The sequence below is a fragment of the Aeromicrobium fastidiosum genome, assembly GCF_017876595.1.
GTDB lineage: Bacteria > Actinomycetota > Actinomycetes > Propionibacteriales > Nocardioidaceae > Aeromicrobium > Aeromicrobium fastidiosum.
The window spans coordinates 3180966-3200296 of record NZ_JAGIOG010000001.1; the positions used below are offsets into that span (position 1 = coordinate 3180966).

The following is a 19331-nucleotide window of genomic DNA, read 5'->3' on the forward strand; positions in this document are numbered from 1 at the left end:
CCGGTCCCCGGGCCTGGGTCAGGCCCAGTAGGTCGGCTCGCGCTGCTTGAGCACGCGGATGACGACCATCGTGACGGGCATGACGAGCAGCTCGACGGCGCACTTGAACACGAAGCCGACGACGAAGTAGTTGACGAACTGGCCGCCGGTCGTGATACCGATGGCCGAGGCGGCGACGGCGCAGAAGATGAAGGTGTCGGCCGCCTCCCCCACCCCGGTCGAGCCGGCGAGCCGCCGCCACAGCCCGGGCTCGGCCGACCGCGCCTTCATCTTCACGAGCACGTACGAGTTGAGCAGCTGACCCGTCAGGTAGGCCAGCATCGAGGCACCGACGATCTGCACGCCCGACCACACGACGCTCTCGAAGGCGTCCTGGTTCTCGTAGAAGCTCGCGCCCGGCAGCTGCATCGCGATCAGGAACGTCGCGAACGCCAGGACGGCGGTGCCGAAGCCGACCAGGATCGCGCGCCGGGCCGCCCGGAAGCCGTACACCTCGGAGATGACGTCGCCGAGGATGTAGGCCAGCGGAAAGAGGATCGCGCCGCCGTCGGAGATGATCGGCAGCACCTGCACCGGCCCGATCGAGACGTCGTGGCCCGACAGGAACTCCGTCGACTTGGTCGCGGCGATGTTGGAGACGACCAGCACGACGCAGAACACCGCCAGCAGGACGTCGAAGAACGACGAGCCGCGCGAGGCGTAGTGGACCTCGGCCTCGGGGTGCGGAGACGTGGCCTGTGAGCTCATGGGGCACATCCTTCCACTCGCCCCGGTGGACAGTGCACGGCGTGGTGGGAGAATCGACGCATGACTGCCGCGCCCCCGACCCAGACCGACGTCCTGGTGGTCGGGGCTGGCCCCGCAGGAGCCGCCGCCGCAGCGTGGACGGCCCGCCTGGGCATGGACACCGTGCTCGCCGACGCCGCGACGTTCCCGCGCGACAAGACCTGCGGTGACGGCCTGACACCCCGCGCCATCGCCGAGCTCGACCTGCTGGGTCTGGGCGAGTGGGTGCGCAGCCACGGCACCAATCGGGGCCTGCGGGCCGCGGGGTTCGGCCAGGAGCTGCTGCTCCCCTGGCCCGGCGGCTCCCTGCCCGACCACGGTTCAGCGGTCCCCCGCACCGAGCTCGACGACCGCATCTTCCGCGCCGCGACCTCGGCCGGCGCGGTCCCGTTCGAGGGCGCCCGCGCGGTCGACGCCGTCCGCGACGGCGCGGGGCGGGTCACAGGGGTCGTGTTCCACCTCGGCAAGGACCGCACCCCGCACACCATCATGTGCCGCCGCCTCGTGATCGCCGACGGCGTGCGATCGCCCCTCGGGCGGGTGCTCGGTCGGGAGTGGCACCGCGACACCGCCTACGGCGTGGCCGGACGCTCGTACGTGAAGTCGGGCCGCAGCGACGACCCGTGGATCTCGTCGCACCTCGAGCTGCGCGGCGAGGACGACGAGCTGCTGCCCGGCTACGGCTGGATCTTCCCGCTCGGCAACGGCGAGGTCAACCTCGGCGTGGGTGCCCTCGCCACGGCGAAGCGTCCCGCCGACCTGCAGATCCGTCCGCTCATGGAGTACTACGCGACGCTGCGGCGCGAGGAGTGGGATCTCACGAGCGAGCTGCGCGCCCCGACCAGCGCCCTGCTGCCCATGGGCGGCGCGGTGTCGGGTGTCGCCGGACCCAACTGGGTCGTCATCGGCGACGCGGCCGGCTGCGTCAACCCGCTCAACGGCGAGGGCATCGACTACGGCATGGAGACGGGTCGCGAGGCCGCCGAGCTGCTGCGCACCCGCACCGACCTGGCCGAGGCCTGGCCGCAGCTGCTCACCCACCGGTACGGCGAGGCGTTCTCGATCGCACGCCGCCTGGCCGGGCTCATCACGGTGCCGCGCCTGCTGCCGACGGCCGGGCCCGTGGGCATGCGGTCGCACACGCTCATGACGTTCGCGCTGCGGGTCATGGGAAACCTCGTCACCGACGAGGACCGCGACCTGACGGCGCGGCTGTGGCGCTGGGCCGGACGTCAGTCGGTGCGGCTCGACGACCGCCCGCCGTTCACGTCCTGACGCGCGACACGACAGCGCGACACGACGAAGGGCCCGGCCGAGGCCGGGCCCTTCGTCGTGCAGATGATGCAGGTCGTGCGGCGACTCAGCTCGCCGGCGGTGCCGGGGGCGGGGTCGGACCGCCGGCCGGGGGTGCCGGAGGCGCGGTCGGCGGTGCCGGGGGCGCAGCCGGGGGTGCCGGGGGCGCAGCCGGGGGTGCCGTCGGCGGTACGGGCGGGGTCGCCGTACCCGTGGCCGGAGGCGTCGCCGAGCCGTAGGACGGCGGCGTCGCGCCACCGGCGCGGTTGATCTCGGGGATCTTCTCGCCGGACTCCTTGAACGCCAGGAACGAGAACGCCGTGAACACGAGCGCAGCAACGATCAGCAACCACCCCGACCAGCCCGGACCCTTGCCGATGTCGACGGAGTCCGACACGATCGCCGGCACGTCAGGACCGAAGGTGAACGGGTAGATGACCAGGATCAGCGTGCCGAGGCCAGCGGCTCCGGCTGTGACGAGGTTCCAGGGGACTCCGGCCGGCAAGACGTTGCCGACGACGACCCGCAAGACGACGATGACGAGGGCTGCGACCAGCAGCAGCACGCCGAACAGCGCCCACTCGTGCCAGGCGTTGATGGATTCAGAGCCGCCGATGCTGCCGAAGGCGCTGCCGTCATTGTTCTTCGCCTTGGCGCTGAAGGTCGCGTACCAGGGGAACAGAGTGAGGAGAACCGTTGCCGCGCCCGCCACGAGGGCGATCTGGTCGTTCCTTCCGACTGTCTTGATGTCAAATGCCATGTCTCTATCTTCTCCCGACGATGATGGGTGTCGGCACGAACCTAGTGCTGATGAGCCATGAAGACCAGTTGTTTCGAGCCGTGTTCGCAGTCGATCTGGGAACGGCGGCATGTGGTATGACCGCCCCGTGCGACACAATCGGGACCATGAACGCTGATGTGATCGTCGTCGGGGCGGGCCTCGCGGGCCTCGTCGCCACCGCTGAGCTGGTCGAGGCGGGCCGCTCGGTCGTCCTGGTCGACCAAGAGGGTGAGCAGGGCATCGGCGGTCAGGCCTTCTGGTCGTTCGGCGGCCTGTTCTTCGTCGACTCGCCGCAGCAGCGCCGCATGGGCATCAAGGACTCGGTCGACCTCGCGCTGCAGGACTGGGCCGGCAGCGCCCAGTTCGACCGCACGGAGGATCACTGGCCGCGCCGCTGGGCCGAGGCCTACGTGCACTTCGCCGCCGGCGAGAAGCAGAGCTGGCTCCGGCACCGCGGCCACCGCGTCTTCCCCGTCGTGGGCTGGGCCGAGCGCGGAGGCGGGCTGGCCGGCGGGCACGGCAACTCGGTGCCCCGCTTCCACATCACGTGGGGCACGGGCCCCGGTCTGGTCGAGCCGTTCGAGCGGATCGTGCGCGGCGGGGTCGAGCGCGGCCTCGTCACCTTCGCGTTCCGCCACCAGGTCGACGAGCTCGTCGTCGCCGACGGTGCCGTCACCGGCGTGCGGGGCACGGTGCTCGAGCCCACCGACGCCGAGCGGGCCGCGCCCACGTCGCGCACCGCCGTCGGCGAGTTCGAGCTGACGGCGCAGGCCGTGATCGTCACGACGGGCGGCATCGGCGGCAACCACGACCTCGTGCGCGCCAGCTGGCCCGACCGGCTCGGCACTCCCCCGGCGCACATGATCTCCGGGGTGCCCCAGCACGTCGACGGCCGGATGCTCGCGATCGCCGAGAAGGCCGGTGCCAGCCACATCAACCGCGACCGCATGTGGCACTACGTCGAGGGCATCAAGAACTGGGACCCCATCTGGCCCCTGCACGGCATCCGCATCCTGCCCGGCCCGTCGTCGCTGTGGCTCGACGGGTCCGGCCGCCGTTTGCCGGTGCCGGGGCTGCCGGGCTTCGACACGCTCGGGACGCTCAAGCTGCTGCGGCAGAGCGGGCACGACCACTCGTGGTTCGTGTTGACGCAGGCGATCATCGAGAAGGAGTTCGCGCTGTCGGGGCAGGAGCAGAACCCCGACCTGACGGGCCGGAGCGTGCGCACCCTGCTGAAGGAGCGTCTGTCCAAGGGGGCGACGACGCCCGTCGAGGCGTTCAAGACGCACGGCGAGGACTTCGTCGTGGCCGACACGATCGAGGAGCTCGTCGCCGGCATGAACGTCCTGACGCCCGACGCTCCGGTCGATGCGGCCGAGGTACGTCGTCAGGTCGAGGAGCGCGACCGCGAGCTCGACAACGACTTCACCAAGGACCTGCAGATCGCCGCGCTCCGCCAGGCCCGGTCGTACCGCGGCGACAAGCTCATCCGCGTCGCGACGCCGCACAAGATCCTCGACCCGGCCAAGGGCCCGCTGATCGCGGTGCGCCTGCACGTGCTGACGCGCAAGTCGCTCGGCGGTCTCGAGACCGATCTGCAGTCACGGGTGCTGGGGCACGACGGCGAGCCGGTCGAGGGGCTCTACGCGGCCGGCGAGGTCGCGGGCTTCGGCGGCGGTGGCGTGCACGGCTACAACTCGCTCGAGGGGACCTTCCTGGGTGGCTGCCTGTTCTCGGGCCGTGCGGCGGGACGGGCGGCGGCCACGCAGGTGGGGTGAGCCGCTAGTCTCCCGGCATGACTGCTGTCGCCCTCGTCCTCGCCGCTGTCGCCGGGCTGCTCCATGTGTTCATCTTCGTCCTGGAGTCGCTGCGCTGGCGCGAGCCGAAGACCTGGAAGACGTTCGGCGTCGCCTCGCAGGCCGATGCCGAGACGACGGCCGGCATGGCCTACAACCAGGGCTTCTACAACCTGTTCCTGGCGGTCGGCACGCTGGCGGGCATCGTCGTCGTGGCGCTCTCCGACACGCACGACGTGATCGGCTGGACGCTCATCGTCTTCGCCTGCGGCAGCATGCTGGCCGCCGCGCTCGTGCTGATCACGACGGGTCTGTCGTACGCCCGGGCGGCGACGATCCAGGGCCTCCCGGCGCTGCTGGCGGTCGTCACGGCGCTGGTCGCCGCGAACGCCTGAGCGTCCGACCCGCCCGTTAGGGTGAAGCACGTGCTCCGTATCGCGACCGTCAACGTCAACGGCATCCGTGCCGCCCACAACAAGACCCGCGGCCAGTCCTCGGGGCTCAGCGAGTGGCTCGCGGCCCGCGACGCCGACGTCGTGACGTTGCAGGAGGTGCGCGCGCCCGATGAGATCGTGCGCCAGATCCTCGAGGGCACCGGCTACCACGTCGCCCACACCGAGGCGGCTGCCAAGGGACGCGCCGGGGTGGCCGTCCTCAGCCGCATCGAGCCGACGGGCCACCGCGTCGGCAACGGCGATCCCTACTTCCACGACTCCGGGCGGTGGATCGAGTCCGACATCCCGCTGCCCGACGGATCGACGCTGACGGCTGTCTCGGCCTACGTGCACTCCGGCGAGGCCGGCACCCCGCGGCAGGACGACAAGTACCGCTTCCTCGAGCAGATGGCCACGCGGCTGGCCGAGATCCGTGCCACGGGCCACCACGCCGTCGTCACCGGCGACCTCAACGTCGGCCACACCTCCCGTGACATCAAGAACTGGAAGGCCAACCAGAAGAAGGCCGGCTTCCTGCCCGAGGAGCGCGCCTACTTCGACCGCTTCTTCGGCGAGCTGGGCTGGGTCGACGTGCACCGGCAGGTCGCCGGCGACGTGCCCGGCCCCTACACGTGGTGGTCGATGCGCGGTCAGGCGTTCGACACCGACACCGGCTGGCGTATCGACTACCAGATCGCGACGCCCGAGCTCGCCGCGACGGCCGTGACGGCCGTCGTCGATCGCGCCGACAGCTGGGCCGAGCGCTGGTCCGACCACGCTCCCCTGGTCGTCGACTACGACCTCTGAGCATGGACGGCACCCTCGATCGCCGTCTCGGCCTGCTGGGCTCGGCGGCGATCGGGGCCGGTGCCATGATCGGTGCCGGGCTGTTCGTGGTGTTCGCACCCGCGGTGGACGCGGCCGGCGACGGCGTGCTGGTGGCGCTGGCCGTCGCGGCGGTCATCGCCGGATGCAACGCTCACTCGTCCGCCCGGCTGGCGGCCCTGCACCCCGTCGCAGGTGGCACGTACGTCTACGGACGCGAGCGGCTCGGCCCGTTCTGGGGCCACCTGGCCGGCTGGGGCTTCATCGTCGGCAAGATCTCGTCGTGCGCCGTGATGGCCCTGGCCGTCGGCAGCTACGCGTGGCCACAGCACCATCGCATCGTCGCCCTCGCGGTCGTCGTGCTGGTCGCGGCGGTCAACCTGCGCGGCATCGAGAAGTCGGCCATCGCGAGCATCGCGATCGTCACGGTGGTGCTGCTGGTCATGACCGTCGTGCTCGTCGTGCTCCTGGCCTCACCCGGAGCGCACGCCCCGGCCGGCGCCTCGAGCCGCGGCGGGGTGCTCGAGGCCGCCGGACTGCTGTTCTTCGCGTTTGCCGGCTACGCCCGGCTGGCCACGCTCGGCGAGGAGGTGCGCGATCCGGCCCGCACGATCCCGCGGGCCATCCTGGTGTCCGTCGTCGTGGTCATGGCGGTCTACCTCGCCGTGGGCATCGCCCTCGTGCACGTGCTCGGCACCGAACGTCTCGCCGCGTCGTCGCGCCCCTTCGTCACGGCGGTCGAGGCTGCAGGTGCCGAAGCGCTCGTGCCCGTCGTCATCGGCGTCGCCGCCCTGGCCGCCGCCGGCGCGCTGCTGTCCCTCGTGCTCGGCGTCTCCCGCACGGTGCTCGCGATGGCGCGCGACGGACACCTGCCCGCCGGTCTGGCCGTCGTCGATCCGCGTCGGCGCGTGCCACAGCACGCCGAGATCGCCGTCGTGGTGGTCGTCGGCGCACTCGTCCTGGTCGGCGACGTCGCCACGAGCGTGGCGTTCTCCTCGTTCTGCGTGCTGGTCTACTACGCCATCACCAACGCCTCGGCCCTCACGCTGCCGTCGACGCCGATGCCTCGTGCCGTGGCCTCCCTCGGCCTGCTCGGCTGCGTCGTCCTCGCGGCATCGCTGCCAGCGACCACGGTGCTCAGCGGCCTGGCCGTGCTGCTCGTCGGTGTTGCCTCATACGGCGTCCGACGAGCAACTGCATAACACCCTGATACAGTTGGTTGCATGTTGCAACCACATCTGACGGAGCTCGCACCTGTCCTCCGCGAGTTCGCCCTCTCCCTGGTGCGCGACGCCCCGCAGGACTCGCTGAGTCGTACGGCCGCCGCCATCTTGTCGGTGCTCGAGCGCAGCGGACCCCAGCGCGTCACGGCGCTCGCGACGCACGAGTCGATCTCGCAGCCGGCGATGACGGGGCTCGCCCAGCGGATGGAGTCCGCCGGGCTCGTCTCGAGGCAGCCCGATCCCGTCGACGGTCGCGCGATGCTCATCGACATCACCCCCGCGGGCTCCCGCGAGCTCGCAGCACGGCGGCGGGGCCACGAGGACGCCATCACCGCGCGTCTGGCCCTGCTGTCCCCCTACGACCGCGCGATGCTCGCCGCGGCCACCCCCGCCCTCGTCCACCTCACGGAGTCCCATGTCTGACACCACCGCCGCACACCACGGTGCCTCGTCCCTGTTCCAGCAGCCCAAGGCCGTGTACGCCGTCGCCTTCGCCTGCGTCATCTCCTTCATGGGGATCGGTCTCGTCGACCCGATCCTGCCCGCGCTCAAGACCCAGCTCGACGCCACCGAGAGCCAGGTGACGCTGCTGTTCACGAGCTACCTCGTCGTGACGGCCGTCGCGATGCTGGTGACCAACTGGGTGTCGAGCCGACTCGGCGCCAAGCGCACCCTGCTGACCGGGCTGCTCATCATCGTGGTCTTCGCGGCCCTCGCGGGATCGACCGACACGATCTCGGGCATCGTGGCCTTCCGCGCCGGCTGGGGTCTCGGCAACGCCCTGTTCATCGCGACGTCGCTGGCCGCCATCGTGTCGAGCGCCCGCGGCGGCTTCGCGGGCGCGATCATCCTGTACGAGGCGGCCCTCGGGCTCGGCATCGCCGCCGGCCCGCTGGTCGGCAGCGTGCTCGGCAACATCAGCTGGCGCGGGCCGTTCTTCGGCGTGGCAGCCCTCATGGCGATCGCCCTCGTGGCCACCGCCTTCCTACTGCCCGCGACGCCCAAGCCCGATCACCCGACCGCACTCAGTGCGCCGCTGCGGGCGCTGACCCACCGCGGGCTGCTCACGATGAGCATCACGGCGCTGCTCTACAACTGGGGCTTCTTCACGATGCTGGGCTACGCGCCCTTCCCGATGGCCCTGTCGATCACGGCGTTGGGCTGGGTCTTCTTCTGCTGGGGCATCCTCGTCGCCTTCTTCTCGGTCATCGGCGCCCCGTGGCTGCAGAGCCGCTTCGGCACCGCCGCGTCGCTCTACGGATCGCTCGCGCTGTTCGCCGTCGACCTCGCGGTCATGGCGATCAGCCCCACCAACCAGACGCTCATGGTCGGTGCCGTCATCGCCGCCGGCATCTTCATCGGCATCAACAACACGCTGATGACGCAGGCCGTGATGATCGTCTCCCCCGTCGAGCGTCCGGTCGCCTCGGCCGCCTACGGCTTCGTGCGGTTCATCGGCGGCGGGCTCGCGCCCTTCGCGGCCGGCAAGCTCGTCGAGCACCTCAACGTGCACGTGCCCTTCGCCCTCGCCGCCGGCACCGTCGTCGTCGCGATCGCGGTGCTGGCCAGCGGACACCGCCTGCTGGCCCAGGCCGATGCCGGCCTCGACGAGGACGGTCACGCGGTCGACGACGCCGATGTGGTCACCGGCGAGGTCGCCGACGAGTTCGGCGGAGCCTCCGGTGCCGTCGACGAAGTGCTCAACGCACGCCACTGACAGATCGCCACTGAAACATGACCAGGGGCGGCACACACCCCCCGGTGCGCGCCGCCCCTGGCCACGGGCAGGACGCCCACCCCCTGATGGACGCCCTGCCGCTCGTGGAGAAGGCTAGTTGAACTTGACCTTCAGCGAGGTGCCGCTCTCCTTCTGCACCTTGATCTTGACACCGGCGGCCGGCAGCTTGACCCCGTGGTTGGGGAGCTCCTTGAACCAGTACTTCTTGGTGTCGTCGAACAACGGCTTGGCTGCCTGGCCACGGATGTAGCTGGGCTTGCCGTTGGTGTGCAGCGTGAACGAGTCGGCCTTGTGCAGCGAGAACGGAGCGTCGTACATCTGCACGCGGGCCCGCCACGGCGCTCCGGTCACGATGTTGGTGATCGGCGACGGGTTGGCGTCGACGATCAGGTTGCGACCCGTGCCCGGGTGGGCACTGGTGTTGTTGTCCTGCTGGGAGGTGTCCCAGTAGGAGATCAGCAGGCCGTGACCGTAGGAGTAGTGCTCGGCGTAGTCGGGCTTGGTGTTGAGGAAGCCGAAGTTGTACGGCCCCGTCTGCAGGTACTTGTCGTACGAGACGTACGAGCGGTGGCCTGCGATGTAGTAGTTGTCGAACAGCTCGGTCGAGGTGGCACCGACGATCGAGAACCCGTCATAGGTCCATGCCGGGCCACCGGACTCCGCACCGTCGGTCAGCAGCGTCTCGCTGCCGGCCTTGACCGCGATGTCGTCGACGAACAGACCCGCCTCGGCGACGCCACCGTCGGTCTTGTAGAGGAACCGCAGCTTGACCTTCTTGCCGTCGTAGGCACCGAGCGGCACCTTGAGCGCGGCCCACGTGGCCTGCTCGCCGTCGATCGCGGGGTTGCCCGAGGCGTCGTCGGTGATCGCCGTGCCGCCGATCGTCCCGTCGAGCGACGTCCACGTCGATCCGCCGTCGGTCGAGGCCTGGACGTACGCGTAGTCGTAGCCCGCCTCGATCGAGTAGCGCACCTTGGCCTCGAGGACCCCGCCGGTCTTGCCGGTGAGGTCGACATCGGTCGTCATGGTGTTGCTGAGGTCGTCACCCGATCCGGAGAAGAACTGCTGGGAGCCACTGGCCGGCGCTCCGAGGTCCTTCGTGACCTCCTTCTTGGGCAGCACCACGACGGCGGCCTGCGCCTTCTTGGTGTTGTACTCCTGGGGACCGAGCTCGAGGGTCTTCTTCTGCTTGGTCGTGAGGGCCTCGTAGTCGAGCCAGCCGAGCTGCAGCTTGTTCCAGGCACCGAGGTCGCCCGGACGGGTGCCGAGCGCCTCACCCTTGGCGTTGAGGCGGCTCTGCGCCATCAGCGTCCAGTACTCGCTGCTGTTGTCGCCGGCGCCCGTGGTGTCGTAGTCGTCGGGCAGGCCGAGATCGTGGCCGTACTCGTGCACGAAGACCGACAGTCCGCCGTTCTCGGGCTGTGCGGTGTAGTCGCCGACCCAGACGCCGGTGTTGCCGACCTGCGTGCCGCCGAGCTTGTTCTGCGCCGGGCCGGTCAGGCCCGCGTCGGTGCCGAAGGCGTACCAGCGGTGCGACCAGATGGCGTCCTCGCCCTGCTGCGGATCACCGTCGGCCTCGTCGCCACCGGCGTGGACGATCTGGAAGTGGTCGATGTAGCCGTCGGGCTCGTTGAAGTCGCCGTCACCGTCGAAGTCGTAGCGGTCGTACTTGTCGTACGACGCGATCGTGGCCTTGATCTGCGCATCGGTCTGGCCGGCCTTCTTCTGGTCGGCGACCCACGCGGTGAGGGAGTCCTGGATCAGATTCCACACCGTGCGGTACGACTCGTCGCGACCGTACCGGGCCTCGTTGTACGGCACCTTGACCCAGTCCTGCACCTGGCCGTCGACCGTGTAGCGGCCCGACGACTGGGTCTCGTAGTAGGTCTTGACCGACTCCTTGCCCTGGCCCGTGCCGAAGTAGAGATCCTGGTAGTGCTGGCGGTCGTAGTTCTTCTGCCAGATCGTCGAGTTGTCCTTGGCGCGATCCGGCTCGGGGATCTGGTTGCGCAGCGGGCCGTTGAAGGTCGTGGGGCCGGGGACGGCCGGGTCTGTGTCCTGGTCGGGGAAGTCGGGGTGACGCTTGTCGCCGAACTCGGCCAGGATCACGAAGATCTTGTCGGCCCGCTCCTGCTCGAGCTCGACGTACTGGTCCTTCGTGGCCTTGCCCTGGACGGCCTTGAGCCGCTTGGCCGTCGACTGCTTGTTGGCCAGCGCCGCGGCGTCGGCCGGGCTGTAGCCCTTGCCGACCTTGACGACGGACGCGCCGTTCTTCTCGACGGGCGTCGCATCGCCGTTGATGACCGACGTGAGCGCACTCTCGCGCAGGGCGCGGCGCTTGTCCTCGAGCGGGTTCGGCAGCTCGTCCTTGCCGACCTTGGTCGGCTGGTCCTTGACGTTGGTCGGTGGTGCGGGTGCTGCCGTGCTCGGTGACGCGTACGCCAGACCGAGCGAGGCTGCGAGTGTGAGGCCGACGAGGCCTGGGATCACACGCTTCACTGTTCCCCCTAGTACGTGCTTCGACAAGGTGACGGGACGGTCGCCCCGACACGGCCGGGCGCTCCCTCATGAGCAACGTCCGGCACAGTGCCGACCAACTTAGGTAACTTTCAGGAAGAACGGCAGTCTTGACTTTGGCCCACACGGACTATAAGCACCTAGTCCTTTATGACTACTCGGTGTCGGCGAGATGCCAGTTCATTGACGCCCCGGCAGGACCTCCCAACCTCCCGTACGCTCATGACATGTCCCTCGCTCCTTCCCGTGTCGCTCGCGCCCTCGCGCTCGCGGCACTCCTCTCACTGGTCACGATCGGGCCCGCCTCCGCGCTCGACGCGGGCAGGTTCGAGAAGCAGGTCGTCGCCTCCACCAACGACTACCGCGCCGCACAGGGCAAGAAGGCCGTCAAGCTGCAGCGCTGCGTGGATCGCTGGGCCAATGGGCAGGCGGCCTGGATGGCCCGCACCAAGAAGTTCGAGCACCGCGCAGGACGCCTCGGCAAGGTCATGCGCTCGTGCCGGCTGAACGGCGCGGCCGAGAACATCGCGTGGAACTACTCCTCCGGCTCCAAGACCGTCCGCGCCTGGGCCGCCTCGCCCGGACATGCGACCAACATGCGCGGCGGTGCGTACCGCTACATCGGGGTGGGGGTCGCCCGCGCGAGCAACGGTGAGATCTATGTGGCACAGGTGTTCGGCGACCCCCGCTAGTGCGCCGACGCGCCGAATCGTTCATCCAGAATTTTCATTCGGAGTACCTCAGCACTTGCCAGAACGGTGGCCGGTTGTTCTAGGGTTGTCGCAGTTGCACGACGTTGGCCGCACGAATGAATGAGTTTCCTCTCTCGGGGTTGTCTAGTTCTTCTCGAAGGTTGGATGTACGTCGCGACGGCCGCTCGCGAAGGTCGTGGGCGGCATCTCGCCCCACGGAGGAGCAGAAGAATGGCAACAGGAACCGTCAAGTGGTTCAACGCTGACAAGGGCTTCGGATTCATCGCCCCCGACGACGGCAGCGAGGACGTGTTCGCGCACTTCTCGGCCATCCAGACCAGCGGATACCGCTCGCTGGACGAGAACCAGAAGGTCGAGTTCGACGTCGAGCAGGGACAGAAGGGCCTCCAGGCCGCGAACATCCGTCCCCTCTGATCGAGCACAAACTCGGATGAGCCGGGGACGGCTTGCCGCCCCCTCTGATCACGACGAAGCCCCCGGAGCATCGCTCCGGGGGCTTCGTCGTGCCGTGCGGGACGGCCAGGCCTAGAGGCGTCCGCCCTCGTCCCACGCGTGGCGACCGAACTCCGCGCCGGGCGCGGCATGCAGGTAGCTGACGTCGCTGACGGGATGCGGCTCAGCGTGGGTGAGCCTCTGGGCGGGGAATCGGCGTGATGTCTCGGCGACGTGCGCGGAGTCGAACTCGAACGCGGACTCTTCCATGATGTGCTCCCTACGACGACGGCTTTTCATGAGGATATCCTCATGTTCTGTCGTCCGGCACCCCTACCGGCAGGTAGTTTCACCGTCAGATCGTCACGCGGAGGATGCGGTCGTCGTCGGTGCCCGGGTCGCCCCGTCCGTCGGTGTTGCTGGTCGTGACCCACAGGGCACCGTCAGGGGCAACGGCAATGCTGCGGATGCGTCCGTGGTCGCCCGCGAAGTGCGCCGTGGGCGCGCCGGCCCGTTCGCCGTCGAGCGGCACGGCGAACAGGCACTCGCCCTGCAGCGCCCCGATGTAGGCGGTCGAACGGGTGATGGCCAGCCCCGCCGGAGATGCCTCGTCGGTGCCCCAGGTGACGAGCGGGTCGACCAGTCCCTTGCCACCGCCCTTGCCCTCCACTCCCGGCCAGCCGTAGTTGCCTCCGCGCTCGATCAGGTTGAGCTCATCGGCGGATTTGTCACCGAACTCGGTCGCCCACAGCCGTCCGTCGGCATCGAACGCCAGGCCCTCGATGTTGCGGTGCCCGTACGACCAGGTGCGGTTGCCGAAGGGGTTGCCGTCGGCTGCGGCGCCATCGCGGTCGATGCGCAGGATCTTGCCCGCGAGGGAGTCCCGGTCCAGCGCGAGCGAGCCGTCGCCGGCATCGCCCGTGGAGACGAACAACGTGCCATCGGGCCCGAAGACCAGCCGGCCACCGTGGTGGCGCGCGCCGACCGGGATGCCGGTGAGGATGTCGCGGGGCCTGCCGAGCGTGTCGCCGTCCAGGCTCATGCGGACGACCCGGTCGTCTGTCGCGGTCGTGACGTACGCGAACAGGACACTCTGGTCGTCGGGATCGACCGCGAGGCCGAGCAGACCGCCCTCTCCCCCGGCGCGACCGGCCGACCCCGGCACCTCGCCGAGCTCGGTCACTGAGCCGTCCGTCGCGACGCGCACGATCGTGCCAGCATCGCGCTGTGACACCAGGGCGTCACCGCCGGCCAGGAACGCGATGCCCCACGGGACGTTGAGGCCTGTCGCCACCGTGCCGGCGATCGTCGGGGTGCCGGCGGTCGGCGTCGCCGTCGGGCTCGGCACGTCGGTCGCCGGGGGCGGGGTCGACGAGCTGGTGGCGACGCGGCCGTCGCCACCCTTGCTCCCTCCGCTGCAGCCGACCAGGGTCGCGGCACCGATGACGGCCACACCGGAGAGCAGGGTTCGACGGTCCATGTCCTCGATCATGCCCGCGCGGGGCAAGGACCGCTCAGGCCAGCTCGCCGCGCATCTGCAGGAGTCGGGCGCGGTACTCGGCCGAGGCGAGGTGGTCGACGTTGAGCGGCGGGTCGAGCTGGTCGATCACGTGGCGGGCCAGCTCGCGCAGGTTGTCACCGTCGTCGACGGGCCAGGTGGTGACCGACAGGTGCTCGGTCATCCACTCGGTCAGCCGTGGGTCGTCGAGCGACGTCAGGCCGAGGTGGTCTCCCAGCACCGTCGCGAGGGTCATGCGGAACGTCGAGGCACGGGTGCGTCCGTTCAGCTGGACGCCCGAGACGTGGTCGCGCAGGTTGACCACCGGGTCGATCAGCGCGTGCCACGTCGACCCGCCGACCTCCCCGACGAACACGACACCCGTGCGGACCGGCAGACGCAGACAGCGGTTGAGCACCCTGGCACCGATCGGGTCGACGATCCAGGCGTACAGACCCGGCGATGTCGGCAGCGAGTCGGCCTCGTCAGCGGGGACGGCGTGCCGGACGTCGGCCAGGTGGTGACCGGCCGACTGCAGCCGGCCGATGTCGGACACCGTGGCGAGATCGGGGTCGACGACCGGGGCCGGCACCTCGCCGTCGCGCGGCGGCTCGATTTCGTGCACCGACAGCCGGTCGGCCGCCGCCTCGACCAGCTCGTCGTGCCGGACCGGGACGGGTGCGTCCTGCTCGGCGGCAGCGGCGACCTCGTCTGCGCCGTCGACCTCGTCGACCTCGTCGACCTCCTCCGCGACGATCGAGCCCGACGAGACCGCCGCACCGACGTCTTGAAGCTCGGCGAACAGCGGGCCGACAAAGGCATCGGGCGCATCGACCCGCACGATCATCCCGTCGAGCGAGCCCACGAGCGACTGCAGGCGGGCCACGACCCACGACGCCCAGACCACGCGGTAGCCCGGGTCCATGTCGGCGAGCGTGCGCGAGTCGGGAGACATCCACTCGTTGGGGGCGAGGAGCCCGTGCTCGGCCGACAGGATGAACCACTCGCTGCCGCTCAGCTCGGCGTCGAGACGGCTCAGCTGGAACGAGACCTCGCGGTAGACCTCCTTGGCGGGGGCCGGGACGTTGACGCGCTCGCCGACGCTGCCCAGCAGGATGATGTCGGGCATGGGCGGGGCGTCGTCGAACGTCGAGGCCGCGGGACCGACGCTGCCGGTGACGTCATCGGTCTCTGCAGCCGGAGGCGGCGGGACGGCCGGGGTGGCCGAGGCAGTCGGGGGGGCGTGGTGGTGCCCGTTGCCGGACATCTTGAGCCGGCTGGCCGAAGGGCCCGGCGGGTTGGGGTCCTCGCCGCGCTCGGCTGCCGGGATCGGCGAGTACTCGCCACGCGCGACGCGGCGGAACACCGGCGAGCGTGGCGCGAACTGCACGTGCTTGGCGCGTCCACCCTCGGTCAGGCCGATCAGGTGAGCGCGGATCGTCGCCTCGTTGACGTCCGGGTAGTGCTCGACGAACCAGCCGCGGACGTCGTCGTAGCGGAAGACCTCGGGCATGGCGTCCGCACACTCGTGCATGATCTGCCACACCGGCCTGTCGTACTTCACGCCGCTCTCCGTCCCCGCGGTCGACCGTTCACGACCTGGTGCTGTCTGCCCCCGATGGGCCCTCAGGGGTACAGAGGCGGACACCGTCTCTCCATGACGGCCGCGGACGACTCATTTTTCGGCGGCGATCGGTCGGCCCATGACGACGGGAATGCCACCAGCGCCGCGACGGTTGAACTGGGGGTACCTGTTCTTCACACGAGAGGCCGAGCATGAGCACCGTCACCCTGACCCAGGAATCGATCGACGACGTCATCGGCGCCGACGGCATCACGCTGGTCGACTGGTGGGCGTCGTGGTGCGGTCCGTGCCGCCAGTTCGCGCCCGTGTTCGAGGCCGCCAGCGAGAAGCACGACGACGTCGTGTTCGGCAAGATCGACACCGAGGACCAGCAGCAGCTGGCCGCCGCCGCGCAGATCACGTCGATCCCGACCCTGATGGCCTTCCGCGACGGCGTCCTCGTGTTCTCCCAGCCCGGCGCACTGCCGGCGGCCGGGCTCGAGCAGGTCATCCAGGCCGTCCGCGACCTCGACATGGATGACGTCAAGCGTCAGCTGGCCGAGCAGGAAGCTGCCGAGTCCGCGGCCGAGTGAGCCGCAGCCCCGGTGACCCTCAGGCCCACCCGTCGACCGACAGCAGCTCGGACAACGGGCGGGCCGTCGCCCATCCCTGCTCCTCGAGCATGGGCCGGTCGTAGAACGACTCGACCGGCCCGAGACACAGCACCGCGACCGGATCGGCGTCGTCTGGCATGGTCAGCAGCGACCTGAGCTCGTCGGGCTCGAACAGAGACACCCAGCCCATGCCGAGGCCCTCGGCGCGGGCCGCCAGCCAGAGGTTCTGGATGGCGCAGGCTGCCGAGGCGAGGTCCATCCGGGGCATCGTGCGGCGGCCGAACACGTGCCGCTCACGGTCGTCGCCGAGCGCCACGACCAGCAGCTCGGCGCAGTCGAGGACACCCTCGACCTTGAGCCGCATGAAGTCGTCGGACCGCTCCCCCAGCGCCTCCGCGGTGCGGACGCGCTCGGCCTCGACGATCGCATGGATGGCCGTCCGCAGCCGCGGGTCCAGCACGCGGATGAAGCGCCACGGCTGCATGAGGCCCACGCTGGGCGCGGCGTGCGCTGCCGCGAGCAGCCGCGCCAGCGTCTCGTCGGGCACGGTCCCTCCGCTGAAGTGCCGCATGTCGCGCCGTTCGGCGATGGCCCGGTAGACGGCCTCGCGCTCGGCTCCGGAGAAGGCGTGCTGGTTCACCCGGCCAATCTCTCAGACGGCCTCGGCGTACTCCGTGGCGGTGCTCGCGACCTTGCGCGCGTACGCGCCGCTGTTGTTGTAGGTGAGCACGGCCCGCGACCACCCGGCGGAGGCGCTGAGGTCGCGACCGGCGTCGCACAGGTAGCGCGCGGCGGCGAGGGCTGCGTCGTCGATGTCGTGCGGGTCGTTGCGGCCGTCGCCATCGCCGTCCGCTCCCCACGCGGCCCAGGTGGTGGGGATGAACTGCATCGGTCCGACGGCACGGTCCCACTGCTGGTCGCCGTCGAGACCGCCGCCGTCGGTGTCGCGGATGGCGCGGTTGCCGCCTGACCCGTCAAGCGGGACGCCGATGATCAGTGGCCTGGCGACCCCTGCCTCGTCGAGGCGCGCACCGCCGAAGGCACCGTGGCTGCTCTCGGACGAGCCGATGCCGGCAAGCGTGTTCCAGGCGATGCCGCACGCCCGGTCGTCACGGCCGACCGTCCGCGCCGCGGCCACGTAAGCCGACAGAGCACGGCGCGGGATGCCGGTGGCCCTCGAGACCTGCCGCAGCTCGCCGTCGGTCGGCGTGGCCGCGACGGGAGGGACGCTCGCGGCAGGGGCGGACGACGGCCCGCGGTCGACCGTCGTCGCGACGACGAGGCCGGCCATGAGCAGCACGGCGGCAGCAGCGATCAGCACGGGAAGACGTCTCACCAGCCCAGTGTCCGGGCCGGCGCCAACTCCGCCGGCGTCGCGCCTACTTCTTCTCGCAGGCGATGCCGTCCTTGTCGCGGTCGCTCTTGGTGTTCGCGTTGTAGGTCGCCTTGTCGACCTTGAAGTTCTTGACCGGCGAGCCGGACGTCCTGTCCCTCGCGCCCGGACGACCCACGCCGTGCGGGTAGGTCTTGTTGAGAGCGGTGCAGTTCTTGAACGTCTTGCCCGGCGCGGCGTCCGCCGATGAGGCGGTCGCGGCGAGCCCCAGCGACAGGGTCAGACCGGTGACGGCGGCGAGGACGGTGGTACGCATGAGCACTCCTGGATCGTGGGGACGATCCATGGTGCGTGACCCGTGGCGTTCGTGACAGTCGTTCGCGACACAATGGCTCGGAAGGACCAGGCCGGGCTGGCTCAGACCGTGACGAACGACCGCATGCCGATCGATCCCATGTCGATCGAGTCGTTGAAGAAGCTGATCTGCTCATTGTCCTCGAGCAGGCTCAGCGCGGCGACCATCGGGCGATAGTGGTCGTCAGTCGGCACGGCGATGCGCGCCTCGGCCCAGGTGCCGTACGGATCGAGCAGCTTTCCGACCTGGCGCTCCTGCAGCGCGGCGGCCGTGTCGGCGTCGAACTGCTGCGCCCAGTCCCACGCCCCGCCGCCGTGCCACTTGGCGCGTCCGAGTGCGTGGACGATGTTGCCGCTGCCGATGAAGATCACGCCACGACGTCGCATCGCGCGAAGCCGGCCGTAGAGCTCGTAGAGCTTGGGCAACGGCATCGAGTAGTCGATGCTGATCTGGAGCACCGGCACCTCGGGCGCCGGGGCCAGGAACTTCAGGATGCTCCACGTGCCGTGGTCGAGGCCCCACTGCTTGTCGAGCTCGGCCTCGTACTCGACCAGCTGGCGGGCGAGCAGGCGGGCGACGTCGGTGTCGCCGACCGAGTCGTACCGCACACGCGACAGCTCGTCGGGAAAGCCACCGAAGTCGTAGATGATCGGGTTCTTGGGCGCATCGGTGATGTGGGTGGCACCGGGGGTCAGCCAGTGGGCGCTGACCACGACGATCGTCTGGGCGACCGGCAGCTGCTGGCCGAGCCGCGTCCAGGTGCGGGTGTAGTCGTTGTCGGAGATCGCGTGCATCGGGTTGCCGTGCCCGACGAACATGACCGGCATCAGCTCGCTGGGCGTGAGGCGGTTGTCGAGATCGGCGATCGAGTAGCTGGTCATGCGGCATCCTGACTTAGTTGATACTTCAATCATATCACCAGACGTCGCCCGGCGGCTGCAGGAACCTGTCAGGCATGCGCGGCTGCTCGGCCGGACCTTCCGCGCGGCGACCCAGAGCGCGCCGCGCCCGCGCGACCGCATCCTGCGCCTCGTACATCGCGCACGAGACGGCCTGCCGGTCGAGCTCGGGCCGCTGCCCGAGGTGGGTGAGCAGCCGGCCCGCCAGGCTGACCTGCGCGCGAGCGTCGGCCAGCCCCGACGGCAGCCACGTCTCGTGCACGAAGCTCGGCAGGCAGCACACCAGCTCGTCGGGCCCGAACAACGTCCAGAACGCGCCCGAGGTGTGGAACTGGCGCTCGGCCTCGAGCAGGTCGGCCGGATGCGTCCCGAGACCGAGGGTCATGTCGGCGGTGTCGAGGAATGCGTACAGCCTGAGGCGCACCGCCGCATAGCGACGCACCGTGGCCGCGGCACGACCCTCGGCCTCGGTGCGGAAGAAGTCGTCGATGATCGGCCAGCCCGGCTCGTCTGCGTCCATGCGCCGACTC

At 70.0% G+C, this 19331-nt stretch carries 21 protein-coding genes; 10 read left to right on the plus strand and 11 right to left on the minus strand.

The features are described 5' to 3' along the window. Nucleotides 1–18 precede the first annotated feature (18 nt). Complete coding sequence (locus JOF40_RS15900) at nt 19–747, minus strand: queuosine precursor transporter (protein ID WP_129183766.1); 729 nt, start codon at nt 745–747, stop codon at nt 19–21. A gap of 60 nt (nt 748–807) precedes the next feature. Between JOF40_RS15900 and JOF40_RS15905 the strand changes: the two genes are divergently transcribed. Beyond that, nucleotides 808–2061, plus strand: a complete 1254-nt coding sequence (locus JOF40_RS15905) for a geranylgeranyl reductase family protein (RefSeq protein ID WP_129183764.1) — start codon at nt 808–810, stop codon at nt 2059–2061. Between the two features lie 85 nt (nt 2062–2146). Here the strand turns inward: JOF40_RS15905 and JOF40_RS15910 are convergent, their stop codons facing one another. Next, complete coding sequence (locus tag JOF40_RS15910) at nt 2147–2839, minus strand: hypothetical protein (protein ID WP_188111812.1); 693 nt, start codon at nt 2837–2839, stop codon at nt 2147–2149. A 146-nt stretch (nt 2840–2985) separates the two neighbouring features. Here JOF40_RS15910 and JOF40_RS15915 point away from each other — a divergent pair, with 146 nt between their 5' ends. The 6 genes from JOF40_RS15915 to JOF40_RS15940 are packed head-to-tail and all read left to right on the plus strand — an operon-like array spanning nt 2986 to nt 8855. Continuing rightward, complete coding sequence (locus tag JOF40_RS15915; RefSeq protein ID WP_129183762.1) at nt 2986–4638, plus strand: FAD-binding dehydrogenase; 1653 nt, start codon at nt 2986–2988, stop codon at nt 4636–4638. A gap of 17 nt (nt 4639–4655) precedes the next feature. Further along, nucleotides 4656–5051 carry a DUF1304 domain-containing protein gene (locus tag JOF40_RS15920; RefSeq protein ID WP_129183760.1) on the plus strand — a complete coding sequence of 132 codons (396 nt, stop codon included), beginning with the start codon at nt 4656–4658 and terminating at the stop codon, nt 5049–5051. A 30-nt stretch (nt 5052–5081) separates the two neighbouring features. Beyond that, nucleotides 5082–5897: an exodeoxyribonuclease III gene (locus JOF40_RS15925; protein WP_209674645.1), complete on the plus strand. Its 816-nt coding sequence runs from the start codon at nt 5082–5084 to the stop codon at nt 5895–5897. Between the two features lie 2 nt (nt 5898–5899). Further along, a complete protein-coding gene (locus tag JOF40_RS15930; protein WP_129183756.1) occupies nt 5900–7117 on the plus strand; it encodes an APC family permease in 1218 nt (405 codons plus the stop codon). Nucleotides 7118–7138: 21 nt separating this feature from the next. Beyond that, nucleotides 7139–7561, plus strand: a complete 423-nt coding sequence (locus JOF40_RS15935) for a MarR family winged helix-turn-helix transcriptional regulator (protein ID WP_129183754.1) — start codon at nt 7139–7141, stop codon at nt 7559–7561. Next, entirely contained in the window at nt 7554–8855 is a 1302-nt protein-coding gene (locus tag JOF40_RS15940; protein WP_129183752.1) for an MFS transporter, read from the plus strand. Before JOF40_RS15935 ends, JOF40_RS15940 begins: the two co-directional genes overlap by 8 nt. Nucleotides 8856–8969: 114 nt before the next feature. Here JOF40_RS15940 and JOF40_RS15945 read toward each other — a convergent pair whose 3' ends face one another. Continuing rightward, on the minus strand, nt 8970–11375 hold the full coding sequence (locus JOF40_RS15945) for an immune inhibitor A domain-containing protein (RefSeq protein ID WP_129183750.1): 2406 nt from the start codon (nt 11373–11375) through the stop codon (nt 8970–8972). A 245-nt stretch (nt 11376–11620) separates the two neighbouring features. Between JOF40_RS15945 and JOF40_RS15950 the strand changes: the two genes are divergently transcribed. Beyond that, on the plus strand, nt 11621–12085 hold the full coding sequence (locus JOF40_RS15950; protein ID WP_129183748.1) for a CAP domain-containing protein: 465 nt from the start codon (nt 11621–11623) through the stop codon (nt 12083–12085). A gap of 231 nt (nt 12086–12316) precedes the next feature. Beyond that, nucleotides 12317–12520 (plus strand): transcription antiterminator/RNA stability regulator CspE, encoded by a 204-nt coding sequence (cspE, locus tag JOF40_RS15955; protein ID WP_129183746.1) that lies wholly within the window; start codon nt 12317–12319, stop codon nt 12518–12520. Nucleotides 12521–12631: 111 nt separating this feature from the next. Here cspE and JOF40_RS15960 read toward each other — a convergent pair whose 3' ends face one another. The 3 genes from JOF40_RS15960 to JOF40_RS15970 all read right to left on the minus strand — a co-directional run bounded on the left by JOF40_RS15960 (nt 12632) and on the right by JOF40_RS15970 (nt 15600). Further along, nucleotides 12632–12808: a hypothetical protein gene (locus JOF40_RS15960; protein ID WP_188111811.1), complete on the minus strand. Its 177-nt coding sequence runs from the start codon at nt 12806–12808 to the stop codon at nt 12632–12634. An 85-nt stretch (nt 12809–12893) separates the two neighbouring features. Beyond that, a complete protein-coding gene (locus JOF40_RS15965; protein WP_245343147.1) occupies nt 12894–14018 on the minus strand; it encodes a PQQ-dependent sugar dehydrogenase in 1125 nt (374 codons plus the stop codon). 34 nt (nt 14019–14052) lie between these two features. Further along, the gene (locus tag JOF40_RS15970) at nt 14053–15600 is read right to left on the minus strand and encodes a DUF7669 domain-containing protein (RefSeq protein WP_129183742.1); all 1548 of its coding nucleotides are present in this window, start codon (nt 15598–15600) and stop codon (nt 14053–14055) included. Between the two features lie 212 nt (nt 15601–15812). Between JOF40_RS15970 and trxA the strand changes: the two genes are divergently transcribed. Continuing rightward, a complete protein-coding gene (trxA, locus tag JOF40_RS15975) occupies nt 15813–16193 on the plus strand; it encodes a thioredoxin (protein WP_129183740.1) in 381 nt (126 codons plus the stop codon). 19 nt (nt 16194–16212) lie between these two features. Here the strand turns inward: trxA and bluB are convergent, their stop codons facing one another. The 5 genes from bluB to JOF40_RS16000 form a co-directional block, all read right to left on the minus strand. Next, a complete protein-coding gene (bluB, locus tag JOF40_RS15980) occupies nt 16213–16854 on the minus strand; it encodes a 5,6-dimethylbenzimidazole synthase (protein WP_129183738.1) in 642 nt (213 codons plus the stop codon). 12 nt (nt 16855–16866) lie between these two features. Next, complete coding sequence (locus JOF40_RS15985) at nt 16867–17550, minus strand: lytic murein transglycosylase (protein WP_209674647.1); 684 nt, start codon at nt 17548–17550, stop codon at nt 16867–16869. Between the two features lie 43 nt (nt 17551–17593). After that, nucleotides 17594–17863: an excalibur calcium-binding domain-containing protein gene (locus tag JOF40_RS15990; RefSeq protein ID WP_129183736.1), complete on the minus strand. Its 270-nt coding sequence runs from the start codon at nt 17861–17863 to the stop codon at nt 17594–17596. Nucleotides 17864–17964: 101 nt separating this feature from the next. Continuing rightward, nucleotides 17965–18783 (minus strand): dioxygenase family protein, encoded by an 819-nt coding sequence (locus JOF40_RS15995; RefSeq protein ID WP_188111810.1) that lies wholly within the window; start codon nt 18781–18783, stop codon nt 17965–17967. A 34-nt stretch (nt 18784–18817) separates the two neighbouring features. Then, the gene (locus tag JOF40_RS16000; RefSeq protein WP_129183732.1) at nt 18818–19321 is read right to left on the minus strand and encodes a hypothetical protein; all 504 of its coding nucleotides are present in this window, start codon (nt 19319–19321) and stop codon (nt 18818–18820) included. Nucleotides 19322–19331: the final 10 nt, after the last annotated feature.

What these genes read in the sequence shown, in the direction of transcription:
- JOF40_RS15900 (WP_129183766.1), bottom strand. Translation starts at nt 747, where the DNA reads ATGAGCTCACAGGCCACGTCTCCGCACCCCGAGGCCGAGGTCCACTAC.
- JOF40_RS15905 (WP_129183764.1), top strand. Translation starts at nt 808, where the DNA reads ATGACTGCCGCGCCCCCGACCCAGACCGACGTCCTGGTGGTCGGGGCT.
- JOF40_RS15910 (WP_188111812.1), bottom strand. Translation starts at nt 2,839, where the DNA reads ATGGCATTTGACATCAAGACAGTCGGAAGGAACGACCAGATCGCCCTC.
- JOF40_RS15915 (WP_129183762.1), top strand. Translation starts at nt 2,986, where the DNA reads ATGAACGCTGATGTGATCGTCGTCGGGGCGGGCCTCGCGGGCCTCGTC.
- JOF40_RS15920 (WP_129183760.1), top strand. Translation starts at nt 4,656, where the DNA reads ATGACTGCTGTCGCCCTCGTCCTCGCCGCTGTCGCCGGGCTGCTCCAT.
- JOF40_RS15930 (WP_129183756.1), top strand. Translation starts at nt 5,900, where the DNA reads ATGGACGGCACCCTCGATCGCCGTCTCGGCCTGCTGGGCTCGGCGGCG.
- JOF40_RS15935 (WP_129183754.1), top strand. Translation starts at nt 7,139, where the DNA reads ATGTTGCAACCACATCTGACGGAGCTCGCACCTGTCCTCCGCGAGTTC.
- JOF40_RS15940 (WP_129183752.1), top strand. Translation starts at nt 7,554, where the DNA reads ATGTCTGACACCACCGCCGCACACCACGGTGCCTCGTCCCTGTTCCAG.
- JOF40_RS15950 (WP_129183748.1), top strand. Translation starts at nt 11,621, where the DNA reads ATGTCCCTCGCTCCTTCCCGTGTCGCTCGCGCCCTCGCGCTCGCGGCA.
- cspE (WP_129183746.1), top strand. Translation starts at nt 12,317, where the DNA reads ATGGCAACAGGAACCGTCAAGTGGTTCAACGCTGACAAGGGCTTCGGA.
- JOF40_RS15960 (WP_188111811.1), bottom strand. Translation starts at nt 12,808, where the DNA reads ATGGAAGAGTCCGCGTTCGAGTTCGACTCCGCGCACGTCGCCGAGACA.
- JOF40_RS15965 (WP_245343147.1), bottom strand. Translation starts at nt 14,018, where the DNA reads ATGGACCGTCGAACCCTGCTCTCCGGTGTGGCCGTCATCGGTGCCGCG.
- trxA (WP_129183740.1), top strand. Translation starts at nt 15,813, where the DNA reads ATGAGCACCGTCACCCTGACCCAGGAATCGATCGACGACGTCATCGGC.
- JOF40_RS15990 (WP_129183736.1), bottom strand. Translation starts at nt 17,863, where the DNA reads ATGCGTACCACCGTCCTCGCCGCCGTCACCGGTCTGACCCTGTCGCTG.
- JOF40_RS15995 (WP_188111810.1), bottom strand. Translation starts at nt 18,783, where the DNA reads ATGACCAGCTACTCGATCGCCGATCTCGACAACCGCCTCACGCCCAGC.
- JOF40_RS16000 (WP_129183732.1), bottom strand. Translation starts at nt 19,321, where the DNA reads ATGGACGCAGACGAGCCGGGCTGGCCGATCATCGACGACTTCTTCCGC.